The organism is Pedobacter sp. GW822-FHT03F06 (genome assembly GCF_058801365.1).
Genome location: NZ_JBXANE010000002.1, coordinates 15950 through 37562, shown reverse-complemented (window position 1 = coordinate 37562; position 21613 = coordinate 15950). Strand labels below are relative to the sequence as shown.

Here is a 21613-nt window from a genome sequence, read left to right as displayed (position 1 = left end):
TAAATAGTATCAAGATTTAAGAATCTAGTATCAAGACAAATATATCACAGTATAAACTATGCATGCATACTAATTCAAATTTATCTATTTTTCTCTATTTAACATCATAAGTGTAAACTTTTCTTGACAAATGCCCTAAAGCATCTATTCCTTCTATTACTACGCGGTAGGTTCCAGGCTCGTCTGCATTATAAAATTCGAATTTTGCCTTTCCGTCTTTATCTGTAACAACCTGTGGATCCCAATAAATGGTTGTTCTTAAATCGGTCCTGCTACTTGAACTTGCTGCATCGTATTTTGGCGAATAAAATTCTCTTGAAACCGTAAATCCTTTTGGATTAAACGTTACAATTCCTGGCGCATACCGGTTGGTGCTTCTTCCCCCATCGCCACGTTTAGTAGTGATAATAATTACACCACCTCCTCCTTGCGAGCCGTAAATGGCTGTATTACCGATACTTTTTAAAAGCTCAATAGATTCTACATCGCTTGGAACAACATTATCCAAAAAATCGGCTTCCATTTGCATACCATCAACAATAATATTAATAGGTTGATTTTGACTACGCATTAGATATGGCACATTGCCTCTAAATATTACCCCGGGCAATCTGCCCTGTAAACATTGCGATAAGGTTACACAGGTAGATAACTGATCGGCTGTCATCACGAAATCGGCTCTTCCGGCACCATTTAGGTTGGATGAATTTTTCGCAGGGTTTTTCTTTTCAGTAATGGTTACTTCTTCGAGTTTAATGGTCCGCTCCAGCAAGCCTAAACGGGTCATCTCATTAAAATAGTTATCGCTTTCTTTGATATACTTCATCAAAGTATTATTCACATTGATATCAATATCGGCTCCATTTTTGTTCTTGGTTACAATCTGCCCGGGAACGATGTCGAGATTAATATCTACAAACTTCCTTTCTGTTTTAGTTCTAGCCTGAACAACAAATTTTGTACTGTCGCCAAAACTCAAATTATCGAAAACAAATTTTCCTTCGGCATTGGTTACCGTATCCAAAATATACACCGTTCCTTTTGTAGCCATTAGCATTACCTTACCACCAGGTACAGGTTTATTACCCTTCATTACCGTTCCGCTAATGGTAATAGACTGCTCGGGTTTATAGGTAATATTCGGACCAACACCATTGATTATATTTTTCCAAAGAAATCTTCTCCAGCCCTGGGTAAGCATTAAGTTATCAAGTTCCTTTTGTGTTTGAAGATCGTCCTTTAAAAAATAGTGGTTGGGTTTCTCTACATAGCCGCTCAGGTCAGAGGTAAGTAACAACGAGGTGAGGATATTCGACTCATTATTTTCATCAGGTGTTACTTTTGCTGTGTTGGTTACAGCAACCGAAAAACTACCTAAAACGGGTTTATTATCATTAGTGGCATCGAAAGTAAAGGCTGCCTTTCCTCTTTTTGAACTGGAAACTCCTGATGTATTAATCGATACGTCAATTAATTCGGCCTTGTTGTTAATAAAAGCCAATCGCTCTGCCAAAGGTTGATTGCTGCTTGAAAATAAAGTAAACTGCACAATACCGGTTGGCAGGTTCTTTTTTGGAATATTGGCCACCAGCACCTGTTTATCCATTTTAGCTTTCGAGCCATAATATACATTGCCACCATGCTGTGCAACAACTTTTAGTTCATCGCCATTCACAAGATCGGCACTGGCCATAATTTTAACCACCACTTTACCTGTATCTAAAGCATTTACAGAAAGTGCATAACCACTTTTAACGGCTACAGGTAATTTCAACGTTTTTTCTGATCCATCCTTAAATTTAACCTTGGCCGAATATGACTTACCAGCCTGATTGTTAAACACAAAGTTACCCATACCTAAATAATTGGTGGCAAAACTGGTTATTTCATTTCCCCCTTCGTCTACTACAGTTCCTTCCACATCTTCGCCGTGGCCATCGGCATTAACCGCTTTAATGGCAACTTTTTGCGGCAATTCTTCAACAAGCGTTCCCCCCTCTGGCATAAACTGTACATCAACATTGGTAGATGTGGAAGTGATCGGGATAGATTTGATTACTTTTTGTTTATTATCCAACACGATGGTCGCAATAATCTTCCCTGATTTATTTTGGAACGACTGATTGTTTGTGAAGCTAATTACCGCATCACCCGTTAAACTTGTTTTAACTTTACCCTTTGTAACAGTACGATAATCTAACTGAACTTCATAACTTACCTCATTTTCACTATAGGCGACACCATTTTTATCTTCAAAATGAACTGTTGCCGTTACTTTATCCGCATTGTTCTCTTTGGTAAAACTGTAAGAAGTTTTTGTAAAAACTTTGTTAGCCCAGCTATTTCCAATCTTAATTGTCTTATCGTAAAAAAAATCGGTACCAAAATTCCTCATATAGTTGGTATAGGCCCTAATTCTATAATTGCCCTCGCCAAGTGAATCTGTTAGCTTAAAATCGCCCCAGGTAATTCCTCCCATAATAGGTAACTTAACCAGTTTTTTAAGCGAATCTTTTTCGTTGATCAACTCTACATACAGGATCTTACTGATGCCTGAAGGTGCAGAGGTCTTGGTATTTACAACATAGGCTTTGAACCAAATATCATCGCCAATGGCATAATAAGGCTTATCTAAGTGAAGGTGAACTTTTTCTTGTGGATATTTACTGGTGTAGTCTTCGAGTTTTTGTAAGAGCTGGCTAAATGGATCATCATCCATTTTAAATGCGGCAAAAACAATAAGTAAAGATAGAAAACTGATTGCGAGAGTAATTTTGAGTTTCATGTGGTTGGGTAACAAATAAATATGTGTCAAGGTACAAAACCTAAGGCATATTTTCATGAAGATACCATGAAATTTAGTTTGACTTCTAAGTTTTTAGTTGATATTTATAGAAACATATTAATCAATACAGACAGCCAAAGTACTGCCCGCTCATTTCCATAAGAGAATATACTTGCATGCTAAGTGATTTGGAAATGAGGGGTTCGGAGCGTTTGGCAACCACAGGTCCACTCATACGCTTTATCCCGATGGAAAAATCGGGATGTTCGCTTTAATCGGGTTTAGGAACAATGTTTAGTGCCAAGAGAACAAAACCGCCAGTCATAAACCCGACAGTAGTGGCGGCTCCCAATTTCAGCACCGGTTTATGTTATATTTGGTGTGCTTGCTTGTTTCATAGGTTTTCTATCGGGACTAAAGCGGCCACGTTACACTGGCTTTCATTTAAAAAACAAAAAACATTCTTTTTAGGCTCAGTGATTTGCAAATGGGTGGTCTAAAAGCAATCTGACAGTTAACCAATTAAGCAACTTGTTAAAACTTATTCTTCCACATCATGCTTTCTACCGGCCTGGTGGTTTTATTGTTGTACTTGGCATTACCTTTTGAATTGTACATCGTTTCGATCTTACCTTCAACAACAAAATAAATCAATTGGCCAATAGGCATTCCGGCATAAATTTTTACAGGTTGTGCTACTGATATTTCTAAGGTCCAGGTATTACAAAAACCAACATCACCTTTACCTGCAGTTGCATGAATATCGATACCTAAACGGCCGGTACTACTTTTACCTTCTAAAAAAGGTACATGCCCGTGTGTTTCGGTATATTCTAAAGTAACACCAAGATACAGCGTACCTGGGTGAAGGACATATCCATCTTTAGGAATTTCGAAATGTTCGATTTCATTGTGCGCCTTCGCATCAAGCACACGGCTTTTATAAGTAGCCAGGTATTTTCCTAAATGCACATCATACGAGTTGGTTCCTAAACATTCGCGTTTAAAAGGCTCAATGATGATTGTTCCCTTCTCAATTTCTTCTAATATCCTGCTATCAGATAATATCATTTTTATACGTATTTTTGGCCTAAATTATCATTTATTTAAGATAATTTTGCATGTAATCTCCAATTTAATCAATGCCAATAATTTACAATAAAAATATTGATCAGCATGCTGTTTTAGCAATTTGGAAAATTGAGGAAACAGAGGAAGAATTGTTGGCCGGACTGCAGCTTAAGCAGCATGAACATGATATTATTTCAACCTTAAACAGCGGCAAGCGGTTACTGCACTGGTTAAGTACAAGATTGCTATTGAGAACAATGCTTAATACAACTGAGTATATCGACTGTCAGTTTGATGAACATGGCAAACCCTATCTGGTTAATTTCGATTACCATATTTCGTTAAGCCATTCTTATGATTATGCTGCCGTAATGATTAGCAAAGATCATGCGGTAGGTGTTGATATCGAACTGATTAAGCACAAGATAAAAAGCATTAAACATAAGTTTTTAAGCGATGTAGAGCTTGCCCAGAAACAGATTGGAGATAATACGGATGGTTTGTATGTTGCGTGGTGTGCTAAAGAAGCTATTTACAAGTGGCATGGCAAAAAGGGTTTAGAATTTAAACAGCATATCCATATAAAGCCTTTTAAGCTAAAAAATGAAGGTTCTCTAAATGCATTGGTAGAACTGCCAACAGGAACAAGGGAGCTGACCGTTAATTATTTTAAAACAAAAGACAGTTACATGTTGGGCTACGTAGCCAGCAATTCTTAAAATAAATAAAGATGATCGAGACAGCGGAAAAAGCAATTGCAATAGATTTAAAGCCAACTATTTTTACAGACTGGGGCTTAACAGACTATCAGGAAGCCTGGGATAAACAGGAAGATTTGCTAAATAAAACGGTGGCCATTAAAACAGAAAACCGCGTAAACAACAGCAATAAGCCTACCCCGAACCATCTTGTATTTTGCGAGCACCCCCATGTTTACACTTTAGGTAAAAGCGGGCATCCCGAAAATTTATTATTGGATGAGCAGGGATTAAAAGATAAACAGGCAACCTACTATAAAATAAACCGGGGGGGTGATATTACCTATCATGGCCCTGGGCAGATAGTGGGCTACCCTATTCTTGACCTTGATAATTTCTTTACTGATATCCATCTATATTTACGCACACTGGAAGAAGCCGTTATCCTCACCTTAAAAGATTATGGGATAGAAGCGGGCCGTTATCCTGGTTTTACAGGGGTTTGGTTAGATGCCGATAACGAAAAGGCCCGTAAAATATGCGCGATGGGCGTTCGTTGCAGCCGTTGGGTTACCATGCATGGGTTTGCCTTTAATGTAAATGTAGATCTTGATTACTTTAAAAATATTGTGCCCTGCGGTATTGATGATAAGGCCGTAACTTCTTTAGCAAAAGAACTCGGTTTTAAACTTGATATGGAAGAGGTAAAAGGAAAATTAAAGAATCATATTGCCGGACTCTTTAAAATGAAGCTCGTTCAATGATCAGGCTTATCTTTATTTTAGCGCTAATTACCACACGTGTTTCTGCACAAAACCTGGATGGGATAATTAAATTTATAAAGGATAATCCTAAAAAAGCTTCGATTGTACTTATTGAGAACAGCAAGGAAGTACTCAATTTTAACGGCAATCAATTGATGCCATTGGCCAGTGCAGCCAAAACCATTATTGCCATCGAATTTTCCAATCAGGTTGCTGCCAAAAAAATTGACGCAAACCAAAGCATAGCAATAAGCGACCTAAGCAAATACTATATTCCTTTTACCGATGGTGGCGCCCATTCAGCATGGCTTAAATCTTTAAAAAAGACAAAGGCTGACAGTGTTTCTTTGCTAAAGATTGCTCAAGGCATGATTAGATTTAGCTCAAATGCCAATACTGAATATCTTGAGGATTTATTGGGCTTGGCAAACATTAGCCGGAACATCAGGACACTAAAACTTCAGCAGCATAGTCCCTACTATTACTTCACTGCAGGAGCATTAATGACTTGCCTCAAACCTGATAACCTCGATGAAAGTATGTGGGCAAAACAATTGGAGGCAATGTCAATGAATGAATATATAAAACGATGCGAAACCAATCACATCAAATTAAAAACAGATTCTACATTTATCAAAACTTTCAGCACCCTAAACTTGCCATTCTCAATACAAAAAATATGGTCTGATAGATTAGTCGCCTCAAATGCTACTGATTACGCAAGCATTATGCAGAAAATTAACAGTAGAAATTACTTTAAGCCCGAAATCCAAAAAATCATAGATCAGATTATGGAATGGCCGATGATATATCCAGGCAACCAAGCAGCATTTAAACATTTAGGGCAAAAAGGTGGCTCAACGGCGTTTATTTTAACAGATGCTTTTTATGCCACCGAAAAAAGGGGAACCAGTTTAGCCTGTGCGTTTTTCTTTAACAACCTTACTGAAAAAGAAAAACTGATGATTCAAAGCAATTTTGCAAATTTTGAGACAGGTATTATCACTGATGCCGCTTTTAGACAAAAACTCATTGCTGCCCTAAAATAAAACTAAACCGAGCGCTTATTCGTAGATTAAGTGATGAAGATTTTATTAAGTGCTATTTTATTTTCTTTCTTAACTTCGGGCTGCACAAAACAACAGCCCATGCCTATTGAACCAGTTATCGACCGAACAACAGCTTCACCAAATGGAGAAGGTAATTTTACATATCTGGCACTTGGCGATTCTTATACGATTGGCGAATCGGTTAAACAAGCCGAATCTTTTCCCTATCAGCTTCAAAGTTTATTAAAAGCTCAGGGCGGCAGTGTAGCAAATCCAAAAATTATTGCAGTTACCGGCTGGACTACCGATGAACTTCTGGCGGGTATAAAAAAGGAGAATCTAACAGGCACCTATAGTTTTGTTACGCTCTTAATTGGTGTAAACAATCAATATCGGGGTTATCCAATAAATACATACAAGAAGGAGTTCACAGAATTGTTACAAACGGCAATCGCTTTTGCGGGAGGTAACAAGAATAAGGTTTTTGTCGTTTCTATTCCAGATTGGGGCGCTACACCTTTTGGTAAAAACTCAGGACGAAACCCACTAACGATTGCTAATGAAATCGATAGCTTTAACGCTGCAAACCAAGAAATCACGCTTTCAGCTGGCGTAAACTATACCAACATTACCCCCTCATCTCGAAATGCAGCAACCGACCCGTCGTTAGTGGCAAGCGATGGATTGCACCCAAGTGCTAAAATGTACGCTGAATGGGCTAATGCTTTATTACCAAAAGTGGCTAATGTATTGAAATAATTAAACGCTTGTTTATGCTGTTTTTAAATTAAAAAATATATTTTAGTTCAACTATTTAAATTAATATACTTAAAAGTTGATACTATGGAAGATCAAAAACCTCAAGAACAAGCACCATTCGGCCAGCAACCGTTTGGACAAACGCCATTCGGAAATCAAGGCCCGGCACCAAAGAACTGGCTTGTAGAATCAATTCTGGTTACATTATTCTGCTGCTTACCTTTTGGAATAGCTGGTATTGTAAATGCTGCCAATGTTAACAGTAAATATGCAATGGGCGATTATGCAGGAGCTCAGGCAGCATCTGCAGCCGCTGGCAAATGGACAAAAATTGGATTCTTTATTGGAATTGGAGTTTATGTCTTATATATATTATTTTTTGTGGTGCTAGGTTTTGGCGGTGCCATGATGGGTAGCTACAGATAAATGAAATTAACGTACATCTTAGGAATTGTTATAGGGTTAGCATTTGTAATAATTTACTATAATTTTAATCCTGAGATGTACAATTTCTTTCCGGAATGCCCTTTCCACAAATATTTGCATCTCGATTGCCCTGGTTGCGGTTCACAAAGGGCAATACATGCCTTACTTCACCTCGATGTTCAAAAGGCTGCAGGATATAATCTACTCCTTGTACTCAGCTTACCACTGCTCATTACCCAACTGGCTTTCAAAATCTATTCCCTTTCAACAAAGAAGAACTTGGTGATGCACTTTTGGTATAACCCCAATACGCCCAAGGTAATTTTTGCTATTGTAATGATATTCTGGATTGCCAGAAATTTGCCCTACACACCATTCAATTATCTCGCAGCTTAACTAGGCCATTGTAGCCGTAAGGTGATTATAATCCTTTAACACTGTCTCTAAAAACTGTAACTCGTTCATCCCGCTCGGAATGGCTACAAAAATGTGTGCTTTGGTTTTTGCCGCCATGGCATAAATCAGTTCGGCATTTCCGGTTTGGTAATAACCGGTTAACACCTCGTGAATAAGCTCTATATCCCTATCATTTAAGTGCAGAACTTCCTTAAACTGTGGTTCATATTCTTCAGGTAAATTAAAACTGAAGGCTACATTAGAAAATTCAGTTCTTGGTTGAGTTTTAATCAGCGTTGTTTTAGCCAATATATCGCCTAACCGTTGATGATTTTTTGTTACCGCTACCGAAACCAGCGCAACAACACCCCAGCCAAATGGGAAACCAAAATCGATCATTCGAAATAACCACCTAAAAATATATTGCCCAAAAGTTGGCTGTGTGCCATCAATGCTAATTACTTTTATCTTTAACACTTTCTTTCCCAAAGTCTGGCCGTTCATAGTGATTTCGCAAACCAGATCGTAGAAAGCAAAAATGGCCAGGAAAATAAAAAAAACTACCATAGCAGCATTGCTTGACATACTGTATGAAGCCGCACCAATCAGAATCATAGCAACAACCCCAATTACCAAAAAGCCAGCCAGATCAATACACCTGGCAGCAATACGCTCACCAAGGCCAGCAATTTCGTAATCAATATCAATATTTTGAGCAGTGCTAATTCTAATGCTATCCATATTCAAACATAATTTTTTTTAAAGATAATAGCTATATGTCGATCGCTATTTTTTAAACTAAAGTTTCCTTATATTTTTAGTTTAGAATGTCCATCTATGTATATTTGTTTAGATTGGTTAAGCAATTTGAAAATAATGTTGGTTTCATTTCCATAAAAAATTAGCTATTTTAACCCGAGATTTGGTAAGGCCTTTAAATGAGAGAAGCATTATTTGTTAAACAGAATTCGAAGAAGTGGCAACATTATGATTCCATGCAACAGGCAAATCCTGATGAAGTGGCCAATCAGTTTATCGAAATCACCAATGATTTGGCTTACTCAAAAACGTTTTATCCAAATTCGAAAACAACGGCCTATCTCAATGGCTTAGCTTCTAAATTACATCAATCGGTTTACAAAAACAAAAAGGAAAAGTCGAACCGCTTTGTTCATTTCTGGAAAACAGAACTCCCCTTAATATTCCTGCAACACAGAAAACAGGTGTTTTATGCCCTGGCATTTTTCCTCGTTTCTTGTGCCATTGGCGCACTATCAGCAAAATACGACGATACTTTTGTGCGATTGATTATGGGCGATGGTTATGTAAACATGACAAACGAAAACATTGCCAAAGGTGATCCGTTTGGTGTTTATAAACAGAGTAATGAGTTTATGATGTTTATGCAGATTGGTGCCAACAATATTTATGTTGCGCTATATACCTTCGTTTTGGGCATTATATTTTCATTTGGTTCTATCGTTTCGCTCTTCAGAAATGGAATAATGCTCGGCTCGTTCCAGTATTTCTTTTTTAGCAAGGGCTTGGGTTTTCAATCTGTTCTGGTTATCTGGATTCACGGAACTTTAGAAATATCGGCAATTGTTTTGGCAGGCGCTGCCGGTTTAATTTTGGGCAATAGCCTTTTATTCCCCAAAACCTATACCCGTATGGCTTCAGTTTTAAAAGGCGCAAAAGATGGGTTGAAAATTGTAATTGGCCTGATCCCGATTTTTATCGTTGCGGCATTTTTTGAAAGTTTTGTTACCCGGCATACCGAAATGCCTTTATGGCTAAGTATGTTAATATTACTATCGTCTGCAGCTTTTATTATTTGGTATGTATTTATTTACCCCATTAAAATCTACAATAAACAAGCAACACTAAATTAACATGCTAGGGAAAATTGAATTTAAAAAAAGAAGAGATTTCGGGCAGGTAATTAACGATACCTTTACCTTTATGCGCCAAAACTTTAAGCCGCTAATCAAAATATATTTTACGTTTTGTGGCTTATTTGTAGTGGCCAGCATGTTAACCATGTTAATGCAACAATATAAAATGGTTAACATTATCAATACCATCGGCAATGGAAAAAACACTACGGGCTTAGGCTTTTCAAATATATATGGATTAGAATATTTTTTATCTATTTTATTTTCTTTAGCCACCTATGCCAGTATGAGTGTTGCCATCCTCTCTTATATCGCCATATATGTGCAAAAAGGAAACCAAACACCAACTACGGATGAGGTTTGGGGATACTTTAAATATTACTTCTTCAGGATTTTTGGGAGTTCCCTTTTACTGATACTGATGCTGGGCGTAGCCATGTTATTCTGTGGGGTGCCTTTCTTCTGGCTATTCCCTTATGCCGCCATGACGCTCCCTATAATGGTGATCGAAAATGGCTCTTTAGGTTATTCCTTTAGTAGAAGCTTCAAAATTATTAAAGATAATTTTTGGATTACTTTCGGTACGCTGATCGTAGTATGGATTATTGTTTATGCTTGTATGACCATGATCATTTTACCTACAAGTTTATTTAATATGATTGGTATGTTTACGCATAAAACGCCGCACATGTCATTAACCTTGACCATGATTACAACTATTTTGCAGTCGTTATGCCAAGTGTTTACCATCATCCCCATCATTACTATTTCATTAGCGTATTTCAGTCTGGTTGAACAAAAAGAAAGCACTGGCTTAATGGAAAGGATTTCTAATTTTGGCAATACCGAAAAACCTATAGATACAAGACCTGAAGAATATTAACAATGCAGCCTGCACTCTTACGATATCTTCTTGTTTCTCTTTTGTTTTTTATTCCGGTAATCAGCAAAGCACAGACGGCTAAACCTAAGCCTGTAACTGTTATAATTAAAACAGATAGCAGTAAGGTTGTGGCCTCAAAATTCGACAAAGAGGCCATAAGCAATTATAAAGAACAAAAAGAGTTTCAATACGACGAAATAGGTCAGCAACAGTTATCGCTCTGGGATAAGTTTTGGTTATGGTTTTGGAGTATAATCGGTGAGCTCTTTCAGGGAGCAGCATCTAACATTTTTTCCAGGTATATTTTTATCGGACTTGGTGTTGCGCTAATCATATTTATTGTGGTTAAGATTATTGGTGCTGAAAAAATATTCACTAAAAAACCGAAAGAAACAATCCTTCCATACGATGTAATTACCGAAAACATCCATGAGATAGATTATGAACAGGAATTACAAAGATTAGTTGCCGAAAGAAAATTCCGTTTGGCAGTTAGGCTTTTGTACTTGAGGGCGCTAAAAAAACTGAGTGACGCCGAAATTATCCAATGGCAGCCCGATAAAACCAATTATAATTATTTAATGGAAATTAGTAAGCCCGAGCTAAGAAATGATTTTAGCCAGCTTACCCTACAGTTCGATTATATCTGGTATGGCGATTTTCCTATCGATGAAGTAAAATTCGACCCTATTAAGCAATCGTTTAACCAGTTTAACAACCAGATTAAATGAAAGGCTACAAATTATACCTGATTATCGGTTCCATTCTAATTTTGGGTTATTTAATTGCGCAGTATAATAAACCTACGCCAACAAACTGGGCGCCAACATATGCTACTAAAGATAAAATCCCTTACGGAACATATATTTTATACAATAGAATTAAAGATATTTTGCCATCGGCAGGTATTCAACAGTCGAAAACTGCTGTTTACAGCACTTTAAAATCTAAAAATTTCAAGGAGACCGCTTATTTAATTATTGCACAACAAACAGACTTTAGTAAAACTGATCTTGAACAGCTGATAAAATATATGCAAGCGGGTAATGATGTATTTATAGCCACTTATGATTTAGGAAAAATAAGGAAGGAACTTAAAGTGCAAACTTCTACCGCAATATCTCCCGAAGGAAGTACCTTAAATTTTACCAATCCAGAATTAAAAACCGATGCAAATTATGGTTTTGAAAGAGGGATAGGCAGCCAGTATTTTAATAAGGTTGACACCAGTAAAACCACGATACTTGGCGTAAACGCCAATAACAAGCCAAATTTTATCCGTTATAACTACGGCAAGGGTAATCTTTACCTGATTGCTGAACCCGGTTTCTACACTAATTTTAATCTGCTGGATAAATATGGTGCAGAATATGCCGCTAAAACCTTAAGCTATTTGCACGGAAATAAGCAGGTAATTTTTGATGAATATTTCTCTACTCAAAAGAACACCACTACCGATATGCTCAGGGTGTTCTTTAAACATCCTGAACTGGAGTTTGCATACTATCTGGCAATATTTAGTCTGATATTTTTTGTCTTGTACGACATTAAGCGCAGGCAAAGAATTATCCCAATTGCAGATCCACTTACCAATTCTTCATTGGCCTTTGTTAATGTGGTGGGCAGTGTTTATTACCACGAGCGCAACAACCTCGATATAGCCTTAAAAAAGATCAATTACTTTATGGAATATTTAAGGGCCAGATATTATATAAAAACAAACGATATCGACAGCAAATTTGCTCAGGTACTAATAGAGAAAACAGGCATTAATGAAGCGCTAGCCAAAACCCTGACCAAATATTTTATCCAAACGCCAACCATGGGCGAATTAAGCGATACCCAATTGATTAATTTAAACGAAAGTATAGAACAGTTTTATAAAAACACCCAAAGCAATGGAACAAGAACAGTTTAACCCACGTACCGATTTAAGCGCTTTAAATGAAGCTGTAAATCAGATTAGAGAAGTACTTGGAAATATCATTATCGGCCAAAAACAGGTTATTGATTTCTTAATTGTTGGTTTGCTTGCCGATGGACACATCTTAATTGAAGGTGTACCTGGTGTGGCCAAAACGCTTAGTGCAAAGTTGCTGGCAAAATCGATAGATGCACAGTTTTCGAGGGTGCAATTTACGCCTGATTTAATGCCCTCAGATGTTTTGGGAACACCAATATTTAATACCAAAACAGGAGATTTCGAATTTAGAAAAGGGCCTATTTTTGGCAATATTATTCTGGTTGATGAGATTAACCGTGCTCCGGCAAAAACCCAATCGGCCCTGTTCGAGGTGATGGAGGAGCGCCAGATAACCATTGATGGCCATACCTATACCATGGATGAGCCTTTTATGGTATTGGCCACACAGAACCCAATTGAGCAGGAAGGAACATATCGCCTGCCTGAAGCACAATTGGATAGGTTTTTATTCAAAATAGAGGTTAAATACCCTTCGCTAGAAGAGGAAACTGCGATTTTAATGGCTCAGCATACCTTAGTTAATAAAACATTATTAAACGAAGTAAAACCAGTATTGTCTGTTAAACAGATACAAGAGGCTAGGGCAATCATCCGCAATCTGTTTGTAGAGCCAAAATTACTGGAGTTTATTGCCAAAATCGTAAATGAAACCCGTAACAATTCGTCACTTTATCTGGGCGCCTCGCCAAGGGCATCTTTAGCAATTGTACACAGTGCAAAAGCTTTCGCCGCTATTCAAAACCGCGATTTTGTTACACCTGACGATATTATTGCTGTTGCAGGCCCAGTATTAGCGCACAGGATATTGTTATCACCTGAAAAGGAAATGGAAGGATTAACCACAAGCGACATTATTAACCAGATTATCAAAAAAATTGAAGTACCGCGGTAGGTCAGTTATCAGTCGCCAATTTTCAGTTTACAGTGGGCTACTAACAGTTAACCAGTTTAAACACTTAACCGATTAAACAACATTGAAAAAATTCTTTCAGCAATATTATAACAATCTATTCCTAAGCGATCGCTTATTTGCAGCTTTAGGCCTCTGCATTGTGCTTTTTTTGTTGAAGTTCTTTTTTGCCTGGCTGGGCGATATCCCTGAAATTGCCACTGGTGCCGTATTTGTTTTATTTTTTATCGATATTTTTATTCTATACCGAAATACCCAGGGGATTGATGCCAAAAGAATTACCTCAAAACGTTTGAGTAATGGCGATGAAAATCCGATACAAATCGAAATCAGGAATAGTTATGGTTTTGGGGTAAATGCCAGGGTGATTGATGAAGTACCTTTTCAGTTTCAACTTCGGGATAAAGATTTTAAGCTTCACCTAAAATCTGCTGAAATAAAATCAATCCACTACAACCTGCGACCAACGAAACGTGGTGAATATGATTTTGGCTTTATTAGAACGTACATCAGTTCACCTCTGGGCTTAATTAACCGCCGTTATAATTTTGATGGCGTCAAGATACTACCTGTTTTTCCTTCTTTTATTAATCTTGGTCAATACGAATTGATGGCCGCCTCGCGCTATTTAACAGAATTCGGGATTAAAAAAATCAGGAAAGTTGGACAAAGCAGCGAATTTGACCAGATTAAAAATTATGTGGGTGGCGACGATATCCGTACCATTAACTGGAAAGCTACCGCCAGGAAAGGTGGTTTAATGGTGAATACCTATACAGACGAAAAGTCGCAGAATATTTATTGCGTTATTGATAAATCGCGTGTAATGCGCATGCCTTTTGAAGGATTGAGCTTACTCGATTACGCCATAAATGCTACCGTTGCACTCTCGAAAGTAGCCATGCTGAAGGAAGATAAAGCCGGTTTAATAACCATATCCGAAAATATAGGATCAATCGTACCTGCAGACCGTAAAGCTTCGCAGCTTGGCAGTATTATGAACGTACTTTATAAAGAAAAAACAAGATACCTGGAGAGTAATTTAGAGGCATTGTATGCTGCGGTACGATCAGTAGTGAAACAAAGGGGGCTTTTGGTTTTCTTTACCAACTTTGAAAGTTTATCTGCCCTGCAAAGGCAATTACCCTATTTAAAAAGGATTGCCAAATATCACCTACTGGTGGTTGTATTTTTCGAAAATACCGAGCTAAAAGAATTAAGTACAGCACCGGCTAAAGACGTAGAAGGCATTTATCATAAAACCATTGCCGAGAAATTTATCTACGAGAAAAAACTAATGGTTAAGGAACTCAACAAACATGGTATATTAGCCATCCTTACCCCTCCCCAAAAACTTACAGTTAATGTAATTAACCAGTATTTGGCGTTAAAGGCACAACAGCGAATTTAGTCACGAGTCCTTAGTCTGTAGTCCAAAGTCGGACTCATGACCGAAGACTACGAACTTTAGACTAAAACCTACTCTAATCCTCGGTCTGTGTCCCCACAGACCGAAATAATATCAAAATATTATAGTAAAGTTCTATAATCAGTTAAAAATCCAAAATTGTCCGTACCAGTTTCGTAAAAGCTGGCAGAAGACCATTCATAATCTTCTGGTTGTTCACTTAGTTGCCATTGCACTTGTAAAGGATTATAATGTATATAATCTATTTTTTGCTCAAGTTTATCCTGCGTATCCAAAAGAATAGCTAAGGGATCACGCTGCCATAAACGAAAATTTCTTTCGCCATCAGATACTTTAAAATATGGCAATGCATCTGGATAATTAAGTTTTAAATCCTGAAAAATTTGATGAGAAGTGTACTTGTTAAAACTTGTATTAGGCATTTATTTTCCATTAGTTTCAATCATTTGCCATATTAAATGTAAATGATTTGGCATAATCAAAAAAGCATAAACGATAATTTTCTTTCTCTTTACAAACACCCTTAAGGTATCGATTAATAGGGCTTTGTACTTGATTTGAGAAAATATATGTTTCCAATCTTTAACCGTATCCGTCCAAAAATATGTTTCATTCAAAAGCATTTTTGAGTTGCGATCTTGCTTGAAAATATTTTTGTTTTCCATTATTAAAAATAGAAAATAAAATTCAGTTTCTGTCTGTGGGGACGACTCATGACTACAGACTAAGGACTCAGGACTAAAACCTACTCCTCTTCCCTAAAATACACCTTGTAAAAGTTCATCGATTTATCATCGTCGTAACCTTTTTCGATCATATCTTTATTGCCATGGATATAAATATGGAAGTTTTTATCCAGCTTTAATACGCTTTTGTAGGCCCGGGCCTGTTTTTTAACAGCAGATTCGGCGATTTCAAAGTTATCAGCTATCGGACTTTCGTACTCTTGCTCGTAATTCTTCTTATAGTTTTTGAATGATTCAATCCCTTCGGCATTACCAATTACTTCATTGCCGAATTCCTCAATATCAAAGGTTTCTTTTTCTTTGAAATACTTCATCGAGCGGTTTAAGAGATCGATTTTATCTGCTTTGCTGATTTCGTAATCATCATCAAGCTTCTGCGTAACGAAGTTTTTGTAAACCCCTAAAACATTATTGGTTTGGTTATAACTGTCATTCCTGATTTTAAGCTTCAAGAATTCATCTTTCCAGTAAACAGCAGAATCGTTGCTGCTTTTCGATTGATCCAACACCACAACTTTGTAGCCTTCTTCTTTATCAACATTAAAAATCAGGCAGCCTTTATCCAATTTATTAATACTGATGGCTTCTTGCTCGTAACTTACATTAAAGCCATCCTGCTCAGGATAAACTTTTAAGTAGGTATCTTTCGTTTCGGATTTAAAAACCCCAACAACATCCAACTGCTCGCCTTCTATCTGCACCTTTTCGAAATAAGCCACATACAGCTCGCCAGATTTAATTTTTGGGTGGTTGGCTACATCGTATAAATGTTTGGCCAGTTGTTGCGAATCTTCGTGAAAAAGCTCATTGTTCTCAAAAATTTCATGAACAAAATGAAATACTTCATTTAATTCTAAATTATCGTTGGGGTGATAAAACCGGTAGACTTCATTTACCTTTTCGAAAGGTTTTAAGAAATACTGCATCAACAGGTTTCCCAACACTTCATCATCAATTTTTAGCGGGGCATCAGATAATTTATAATACTCTTCAAGCAGTTTATTGCCTGTATGGTGGATAGAAAGTTGCTTAAGTGAAGCCTCGAAAAATGAAATCATGGGGGCAAAAATAGTAAAATCATTGATTAACCCTCTCCGTCAATCAATCAATTTCCCAATCCATCATCCAATCATTCTATCCTTCACTCATTTCTTAATATAAGCCTCTGCTCTTTCTAAAAAGCTTTTTTCCTTTAACGATGCCTCCACCTCATTTATCGCCTTCATTAAGTTGTTTTGAGTGTTCGTAATTTCTGCTGTAGCTTTAATAATTACGTCCCAAACAGGCTCCATGGTAGAAAGAAGTGCTGTACCCTTTTCTGTGAGTTCAACCAAACGTTTACGGGTATCTACTTTATCTTTTTTAGACCGGATCAGTTTCTCCTTCTCCAATTCTTTTAACAAACTGATGGTAGAAGGATGTGCATAACCAATTTCATCCGACAACGAAACCACATTCATGGTCGATTTTTTATACAAAGTATACAACACAGGGAACCATTTGGGTTGAAAATCAATTCCGAATGCTTTATAAATCAACAGGCCATCTTTACGGATCTGATCGCTCAGCCTTTGCAAACGGGTAGAAATGGCCAATAAACCAGAAGCATCAATTACATTTTGTTCCATTAAAGAGATTTTAAATCCAGGCTATAAAAAACGTTGTCTACAGCCATCCGAGGGAAATAAAGCGGCAAATCTCCCATTGCAACTGGTTTAAATCCGTTACGTTCATAAAAACGGCAGGCTGCCTGCAATATATCCTTGGTACCCAAATATACTTCATTCAATTTATTATCATTGCAATAGGTCAACAAGGTTTTTAATAAGGCCTGCGCAACGCACAGCTTCTTCCCGCGGAATTCCTTTTTAACAAACATTTTTCTGATTGCCCCCGATTGATATTCAGGTACAGCAATTAAAGCAATAGTCCCAATCAATTCACCATTTAGTATGGCACCCCAAAAAGCGCCGCCTGAGCCATCGTAATTTTTTTCTATATCCAACAAATCTGGCTGTGCTGCCAAATCGATATCTACATTAAATTCTATTTGTTGGATAGGCAGAATTAACCCAATAATCGTTTCACAGAATTGATTATCTAACCGTTCAATTTTAAAGTCGTTTTGCATCGCTAAATATTATCAAACAAATATATGTAGTTAACTACACATATACAAAATGCAAATATCATTTGAACCTCAATTTTTTTGAAGGCTTTGGTATTGGAGAAAGTTATTTTGTGTTCTTTAACTTATTGAGGAAATCAACAATCTTTTTATCTGCATAATTGGCCACGCCTTCATGCTTGAAAGACAATCTGCCCTGTTTATCAAAAATAACTGTTGTTGGTAAAGCGCCAGCAAATACTTTTTCAGGAATTTCGCTTTCTACTTTATAAACTGGCATTGCATATTTACGGTCGGCCATGAACTTGCCCGATTTCACAAAATCGCCATCTGCATCTGCAAAAATGAAAACAACATTTTTATCATCCTTAAACTGGGTATACAATTTATTGATCGAAGGCATTTCAGCTCTGCACGGCGGGCACCAGGTTGCCCAAAAATTAAGAAAAATAATCTTACCTTTTAAATCACCCAAATCTATCAGATTTCCTTTTATATCCTTAAACAGGATACCTTTAAGGCTGGCAGAAGCTTTATCGGGCATTTCGATCCTAGGCTTATAAAAACCAATTTCCATTAATCCCCTAATTAAAAATGCTTTTGCATCAGGTACAAAAACGATTATCAAAAGGACAATGATAAATAATGCGTTGAATATATTTTTTCTGATAAACTTCACTAATTGTTCGTTTTACTTATCGTTAATAGTAAAGAAATGGGCTTGCAATTGGTACTTCAATAATTAATTAGAAGATTCATACCCCTCTTACGTTAAGCCATCGATTAAATCGAAGGTCATAACACTATAAATACAATGTTACTTTGTAAATATATATAATTGCTTAGGAATTACTACTTTTGGCCTGTTGAAAAAGCATAGACAAAACATTAAAAAATATCTATCGGCATTTATGCTGATCGTATTTGCTATTGCTTTAACTCCGTGGAGTGTTCTTCACCACCACAATCCTCTTCCGGTTGTGGAGAAAGAGATCAACTGTAAACATGTTAGCCACGTGCAGGCCCACGGCGATACCTGTTTAATCTGTAATGCGAGTTTTGAAAAAAATTATGTGCAAACGCACCACATCTACAGAATCTTCTTATCAGCCAAAATTTTTAGCCGAACCGAAGCGACCTTAAAGAATGCCTTTACCGAAATAAAGCGCACTTGCTTACGCGGCCCCCCATTAGCATAATTTTTTCCTTTCAAGCGCATCCGTGCTTAATCAAATTATTTATATGAGAAACTAAAACTAGCTTCATTACGCTATTGCTTTGGTTTTTCTATCATTTTTATTTACTACAACACATGAAAAAATTACAGCTTATTAGCTTAGTAGTTCTATATACATTATTAAGCAGCACCGTTTTTGCTGCCGCTTTAAAGAATATAAAAGGTAAGGTTATTGATGCCAGCACCAAACAAACGTTGCCAGGCGCAACCATTTTTATCCCTGATTTAAAAGTTTCGGCAGTAACCAACAATGACGGAGAATTTACGTTGAATAATCTTCCTTCAAAAGGAAGTTACCTGGTTGAGGTACATTATGTAGGCTATAAAACCGCTACGCAGGTAGTAAACTTTGCCAATGCAACTGAATTAGCGTTTTCTTTACAACCTACTGCAATAGAAACAAAGGAAATTGTAATTACCGGAAGTCTGATCAGCAGTACCAGCAAAAGAAATAGCGCTTCCTCTGCAGTAATTGGCAAAGATCAGCTTTTACAGCCTTCAACCAATTTAATTGATGCCTTAACTAAAATACCCGGTGTATCGCAAATTACCACTGGCCCATCTATTTCTAAGCCTGTAATCAGAGGCTTGGGCTACAACAGAATTGTAACTTTAGATGATGGGATAAAACAACAGGGCCAGCAATGGGGCGATGAGCATGGTATTGAAATCGATCAGTTTAAATCAGACCGCGTTGAAGTTTTACGTGGCGCAGCATCGTTAATGTACGGTTCTGATGCACTCGGCGGTGTAATTAACCTATTAGAGCCAAGTACCGCACCAGAAGGGCAGATTAAAGGTGAATTTATTACCAATTATTCTACAAACAATGGCCTTACCGCTAACTCATTAATGTTAAATGGTAACGAAAACGGGTTTGTTTGGAGAGCCCGTGGAACGTATAAAAATGCTTATTCTTTTAAAACACCAACAGGTTACTTCCCTAATTCGGGCTTTAACGAAACCGATTTAAGTGGTATGGTTGGTTTAAATAAAAGCTGGGGTTATACCCACTTAAATGTTTCGAACTTTCATAACAATATTGGTTTTTATGAGCCAACTTTAGATGACAATGGAAATTTTGTAAAAGAAGATGGTAGTGCTTTTACCAATGATGATTATAAAAACCGTACTTTAGAATACCCTCGTCAGGATATCCGACACTTTAAAATTGCCTTAAATAACAATTTCATTATCGGTAACGGTAATTTGAAAGCCGATTTTGGCTATCAACAAAACCAACGTCGCGAGTTAGATGGACCAGACCCAGCCTTATTCTTCGATCTTAAAACCTACAATGCAGACCTGAAATACTACATACACGAAACCAATGGATGGCAGCCTGTTTTTGGTGTAAGTGTAGACGATGCACATAGCCAAAATAAAGGAACAGAATTTTTAATTCCAGCTTATGATACTTTTGGTTTAGGTGTTTTTGCTTTTGCCAAGAAAAACTGGGAGAACAATACATTTAGCATTGGTGCACGTTATGATTTTAGAAAAAACAACGGAAAACAATTGTTTGATGACGGAGAAGAGCTTTTTGCACCTTTCAAAAATAAGTTTTCCAATGTAAGTGGTGCATTGGGGTTTACCCATCAGTTTAATGAAGAGCTAAATTTTAAAGCCAATGCAGGTTCTGCATTCCGTGCGCCAAACCCGGCAGAATTAGGCTCGAACGGCGTACACGAAGGAACATTTAGATATGAAATCGGTAACTCCGGCTTAAGTCCTGAGCGCAGTTACCAGGTAGATGCAGCTTTAGAATATGAGGGAAAATTTGTAAGTGCAAGTGCAAGTGTTTATAACAACTACATCCACAATTATATTTATGCTTCCAACAATGGCGAACAAAGAGTAGCTGAAGGTACACTTTATGATGTTTACCGTTACGGACAGGTAAACGCGAATCTTTACGGTGCTGAAGCAAGCTTAACCATCCACCCGGTTCCGTTTATCCACTTCGAGAATACCTTTGGATATGTTCATGCACAGAATAACACTTTAAACAGGCCACTTTCATTTATTCCCGCAGGAACTTTGAGAAACGAGTTGCGTTTCGAGCCTAAACTTAAAGGAACAAATGATGCTTATCTTTCTGTAGGCATCAACTCGGCATTTAAACAAACGCGTGTGGATGATGTTTTCGAAACGCCAACCAGTGGTTATACGCTATTAAACGCGGGTATTGGTGCTACATTTAATTTAGGCAAACAGCCAATCAAACTATCTGTTTCGGCCAATAACTTGTTAGATCAGAAATATTATGATGCTTTAAGTAGATTTAAACCAGGCCGTTTTGATCAGGAGAATCCTAATTTAGGTGTTTACAATACCGGTAGAAATATCACTTTCGGATTGTATGTTCCTTTTACGCTGGTAAAATAAAACTCACGGACACCATTTACAGACAAAAAGCGGGGTTGATCAATAAGATCACTCCGCTTTTTGTT

General features: G+C 37.3%; 22 protein-coding genes. 13 read left to right on the top strand and 9 right to left on the bottom strand.

The window, feature by feature from the left end:
* Positions 1-94: 94 nt before the first annotated feature.
* Positions 95-2785 (bottom strand): carboxypeptidase-like regulatory domain-containing protein, encoded by a 2691-nt coding sequence (locus tag AC1RJ8_RS02690; protein WP_492952414.1) that lies wholly within the window; start codon positions 2783-2785, stop codon positions 95-97.
* A 534-nt stretch (positions 2786-3319) separates the two neighbouring features.
* Entirely contained in the window at positions 3320-3856 is a 537-nt protein-coding gene (gene dcd / locus AC1RJ8_RS02685) for a dCTP deaminase (protein ID WP_215129483.1), read from the bottom strand.
* A 71-nt stretch (positions 3857-3927) separates the two neighbouring features.
* Here dcd and AC1RJ8_RS02680 point away from each other — a divergent pair, with 71 nt between their 5' ends.
* The 6 genes from AC1RJ8_RS02680 (at position 3928) to AC1RJ8_RS02655 (ending at position 7948) form a co-directional block, all read left to right on the top strand.
* Positions 3928-4575: a 4'-phosphopantetheinyl transferase family protein gene (locus AC1RJ8_RS02680; RefSeq protein ID WP_492952413.1), complete on the top strand. Its 648-nt coding sequence runs from the start codon at positions 3928-3930 to the stop codon at positions 4573-4575.
* 11 nt (positions 4576-4586) lie between these two features.
* Positions 4587-5318, top strand: coding sequence for a lipoyl(octanoyl) transferase LipB (lipB, locus tag AC1RJ8_RS02675; protein WP_492952412.1), 732 nt, complete (start codon positions 4587-4589; stop codon positions 5316-5318).
* Positions 5315-6367 carry a serine hydrolase gene (locus tag AC1RJ8_RS02670; protein WP_492952411.1) on the top strand — a complete coding sequence of 351 codons (1053 nt, stop codon included), beginning with the start codon at positions 5315-5317 and terminating at the stop codon, positions 6365-6367. The genes lipB and AC1RJ8_RS02670 overlap by 4 nt, the downstream gene beginning before the upstream one ends.
* Before the next feature lie 33 nt (positions 6368-6400).
* Positions 6401-7126, top strand: a complete 726-nt coding sequence (locus tag AC1RJ8_RS02665) for an SGNH/GDSL hydrolase family protein (protein ID WP_492952410.1) — start codon at positions 6401-6403, stop codon at positions 7124-7126.
* A gap of 84 nt (positions 7127-7210) precedes the next feature.
* The gene (locus AC1RJ8_RS02660; protein WP_492952409.1) at positions 7211-7552 is read left to right on the top strand and encodes a CD225/dispanin family protein; all 342 of its coding nucleotides are present in this window, start codon (positions 7211-7213) and stop codon (positions 7550-7552) included.
* Between the two features lie 75 nt (positions 7553-7627).
* The gene (locus AC1RJ8_RS02655; protein WP_492952408.1) at positions 7628-7948 is read left to right on the top strand and encodes a DUF2752 domain-containing protein; all 321 of its coding nucleotides are present in this window, start codon (positions 7628-7630) and stop codon (positions 7946-7948) included.
* On the opposite strand, the gene AC1RJ8_RS02650 is transcribed toward AC1RJ8_RS02655, so the two are convergent.
* Positions 7949-8689: an RDD family protein gene (locus AC1RJ8_RS02650; protein WP_492952407.1), complete on the bottom strand. Its 741-nt coding sequence runs from the start codon at positions 8687-8689 to the stop codon at positions 7949-7951. It abuts the gene before it with no gap.
* Between the two features lie 197 nt (positions 8690-8886).
* Here AC1RJ8_RS02650 and AC1RJ8_RS02645 point away from each other — a divergent pair, with 197 nt between their 5' ends.
* The 6 genes from AC1RJ8_RS02645 (at position 8887) to AC1RJ8_RS02620 (ending at position 15031) form a co-directional block, all read left to right on the top strand.
* Positions 8887-9840: a stage II sporulation protein M gene (locus tag AC1RJ8_RS02645; RefSeq protein WP_492952406.1), complete on the top strand. Its 954-nt coding sequence runs from the start codon at positions 8887-8889 to the stop codon at positions 9838-9840.
* A gap of 1 nt (position 9841) precedes the next feature.
* Positions 9842-10726: a hypothetical protein gene (locus tag AC1RJ8_RS02640; RefSeq protein ID WP_492952405.1), complete on the top strand. Its 885-nt coding sequence runs from the start codon at positions 9842-9844 to the stop codon at positions 10724-10726.
* Between the two features lie 2 nt (positions 10727-10728).
* The gene (locus AC1RJ8_RS02635) at positions 10729-11457 is read left to right on the top strand and encodes a DUF4129 domain-containing protein (RefSeq protein WP_492952404.1); all 729 of its coding nucleotides are present in this window, start codon (positions 10729-10731) and stop codon (positions 11455-11457) included.
* Entirely contained in the window at positions 11454-12644 is a 1191-nt protein-coding gene (locus AC1RJ8_RS02630) for a DUF4350 domain-containing protein (RefSeq protein WP_492952403.1), read from the top strand. The genes AC1RJ8_RS02635 and AC1RJ8_RS02630 overlap by 4 nt, the downstream gene beginning before the upstream one ends.
* Entirely contained in the window at positions 12625-13602 is a 978-nt protein-coding gene (locus tag AC1RJ8_RS02625) for an AAA family ATPase (RefSeq protein WP_492952402.1), read from the top strand. The genes AC1RJ8_RS02630 and AC1RJ8_RS02625 overlap by 20 nt, the downstream gene beginning before the upstream one ends.
* 82 nt (positions 13603-13684) lie before the next feature.
* On the top strand, positions 13685-15031 hold the full coding sequence (locus AC1RJ8_RS02620) for a DUF58 domain-containing protein (RefSeq protein ID WP_492952401.1): 1347 nt from the start codon (positions 13685-13687) through the stop codon (positions 15029-15031).
* Between the two features lie 119 nt (positions 15032-15150).
* Here AC1RJ8_RS02620 and AC1RJ8_RS02615 read toward each other — a convergent pair whose 3' ends face one another.
* The 6 genes from AC1RJ8_RS02615 to AC1RJ8_RS02590 form a co-directional block, all read right to left on the bottom strand.
* The gene (locus tag AC1RJ8_RS02615) at positions 15151-15471 is read right to left on the bottom strand and encodes a hypothetical protein (RefSeq protein ID WP_492952400.1); all 321 of its coding nucleotides are present in this window, start codon (positions 15469-15471) and stop codon (positions 15151-15153) included.
* The gene (locus tag AC1RJ8_RS02610; protein WP_492952399.1) at positions 15472-15714 is read right to left on the bottom strand and encodes a transposase; all 243 of its coding nucleotides are present in this window, start codon (positions 15712-15714) and stop codon (positions 15472-15474) included.
* Between the two features lie 80 nt (positions 15715-15794).
* On the bottom strand, positions 15795-16853 hold the full coding sequence (locus AC1RJ8_RS02605; RefSeq protein ID WP_131528988.1) for a nucleoid-associated protein: 1059 nt from the start codon (positions 16851-16853) through the stop codon (positions 15795-15797).
* An 87-nt stretch (positions 16854-16940) separates the two neighbouring features.
* On the bottom strand, positions 16941-17423 hold the full coding sequence (locus AC1RJ8_RS02600; RefSeq protein ID WP_426327117.1) for a MarR family transcriptional regulator: 483 nt from the start codon (positions 17421-17423) through the stop codon (positions 16941-16943).
* Complete coding sequence (locus AC1RJ8_RS02595; protein WP_492952398.1) at positions 17423-17926, bottom strand: GNAT family N-acetyltransferase; 504 nt, start codon at positions 17924-17926, stop codon at positions 17423-17425. The genes AC1RJ8_RS02600 and AC1RJ8_RS02595 overlap by 1 nt, the downstream gene beginning before the upstream one ends.
* Positions 17927-18029: 103 nt before the next feature.
* Positions 18030-18602, bottom strand: coding sequence for a TlpA family protein disulfide reductase (locus tag AC1RJ8_RS02590; RefSeq protein WP_492952397.1), 573 nt, complete (start codon positions 18600-18602; stop codon positions 18030-18032).
* Positions 18603-19235: 633 nt separating this feature from the next.
* Here AC1RJ8_RS02590 and AC1RJ8_RS02585 point away from each other — a divergent pair.
* Positions 19236-21548, top strand: coding sequence for a TonB-dependent receptor (locus AC1RJ8_RS02585; RefSeq protein ID WP_492952396.1), 2313 nt, complete (start codon positions 19236-19238; stop codon positions 21546-21548).
* Positions 21549-21613: the final 65 nt, after the last annotated feature.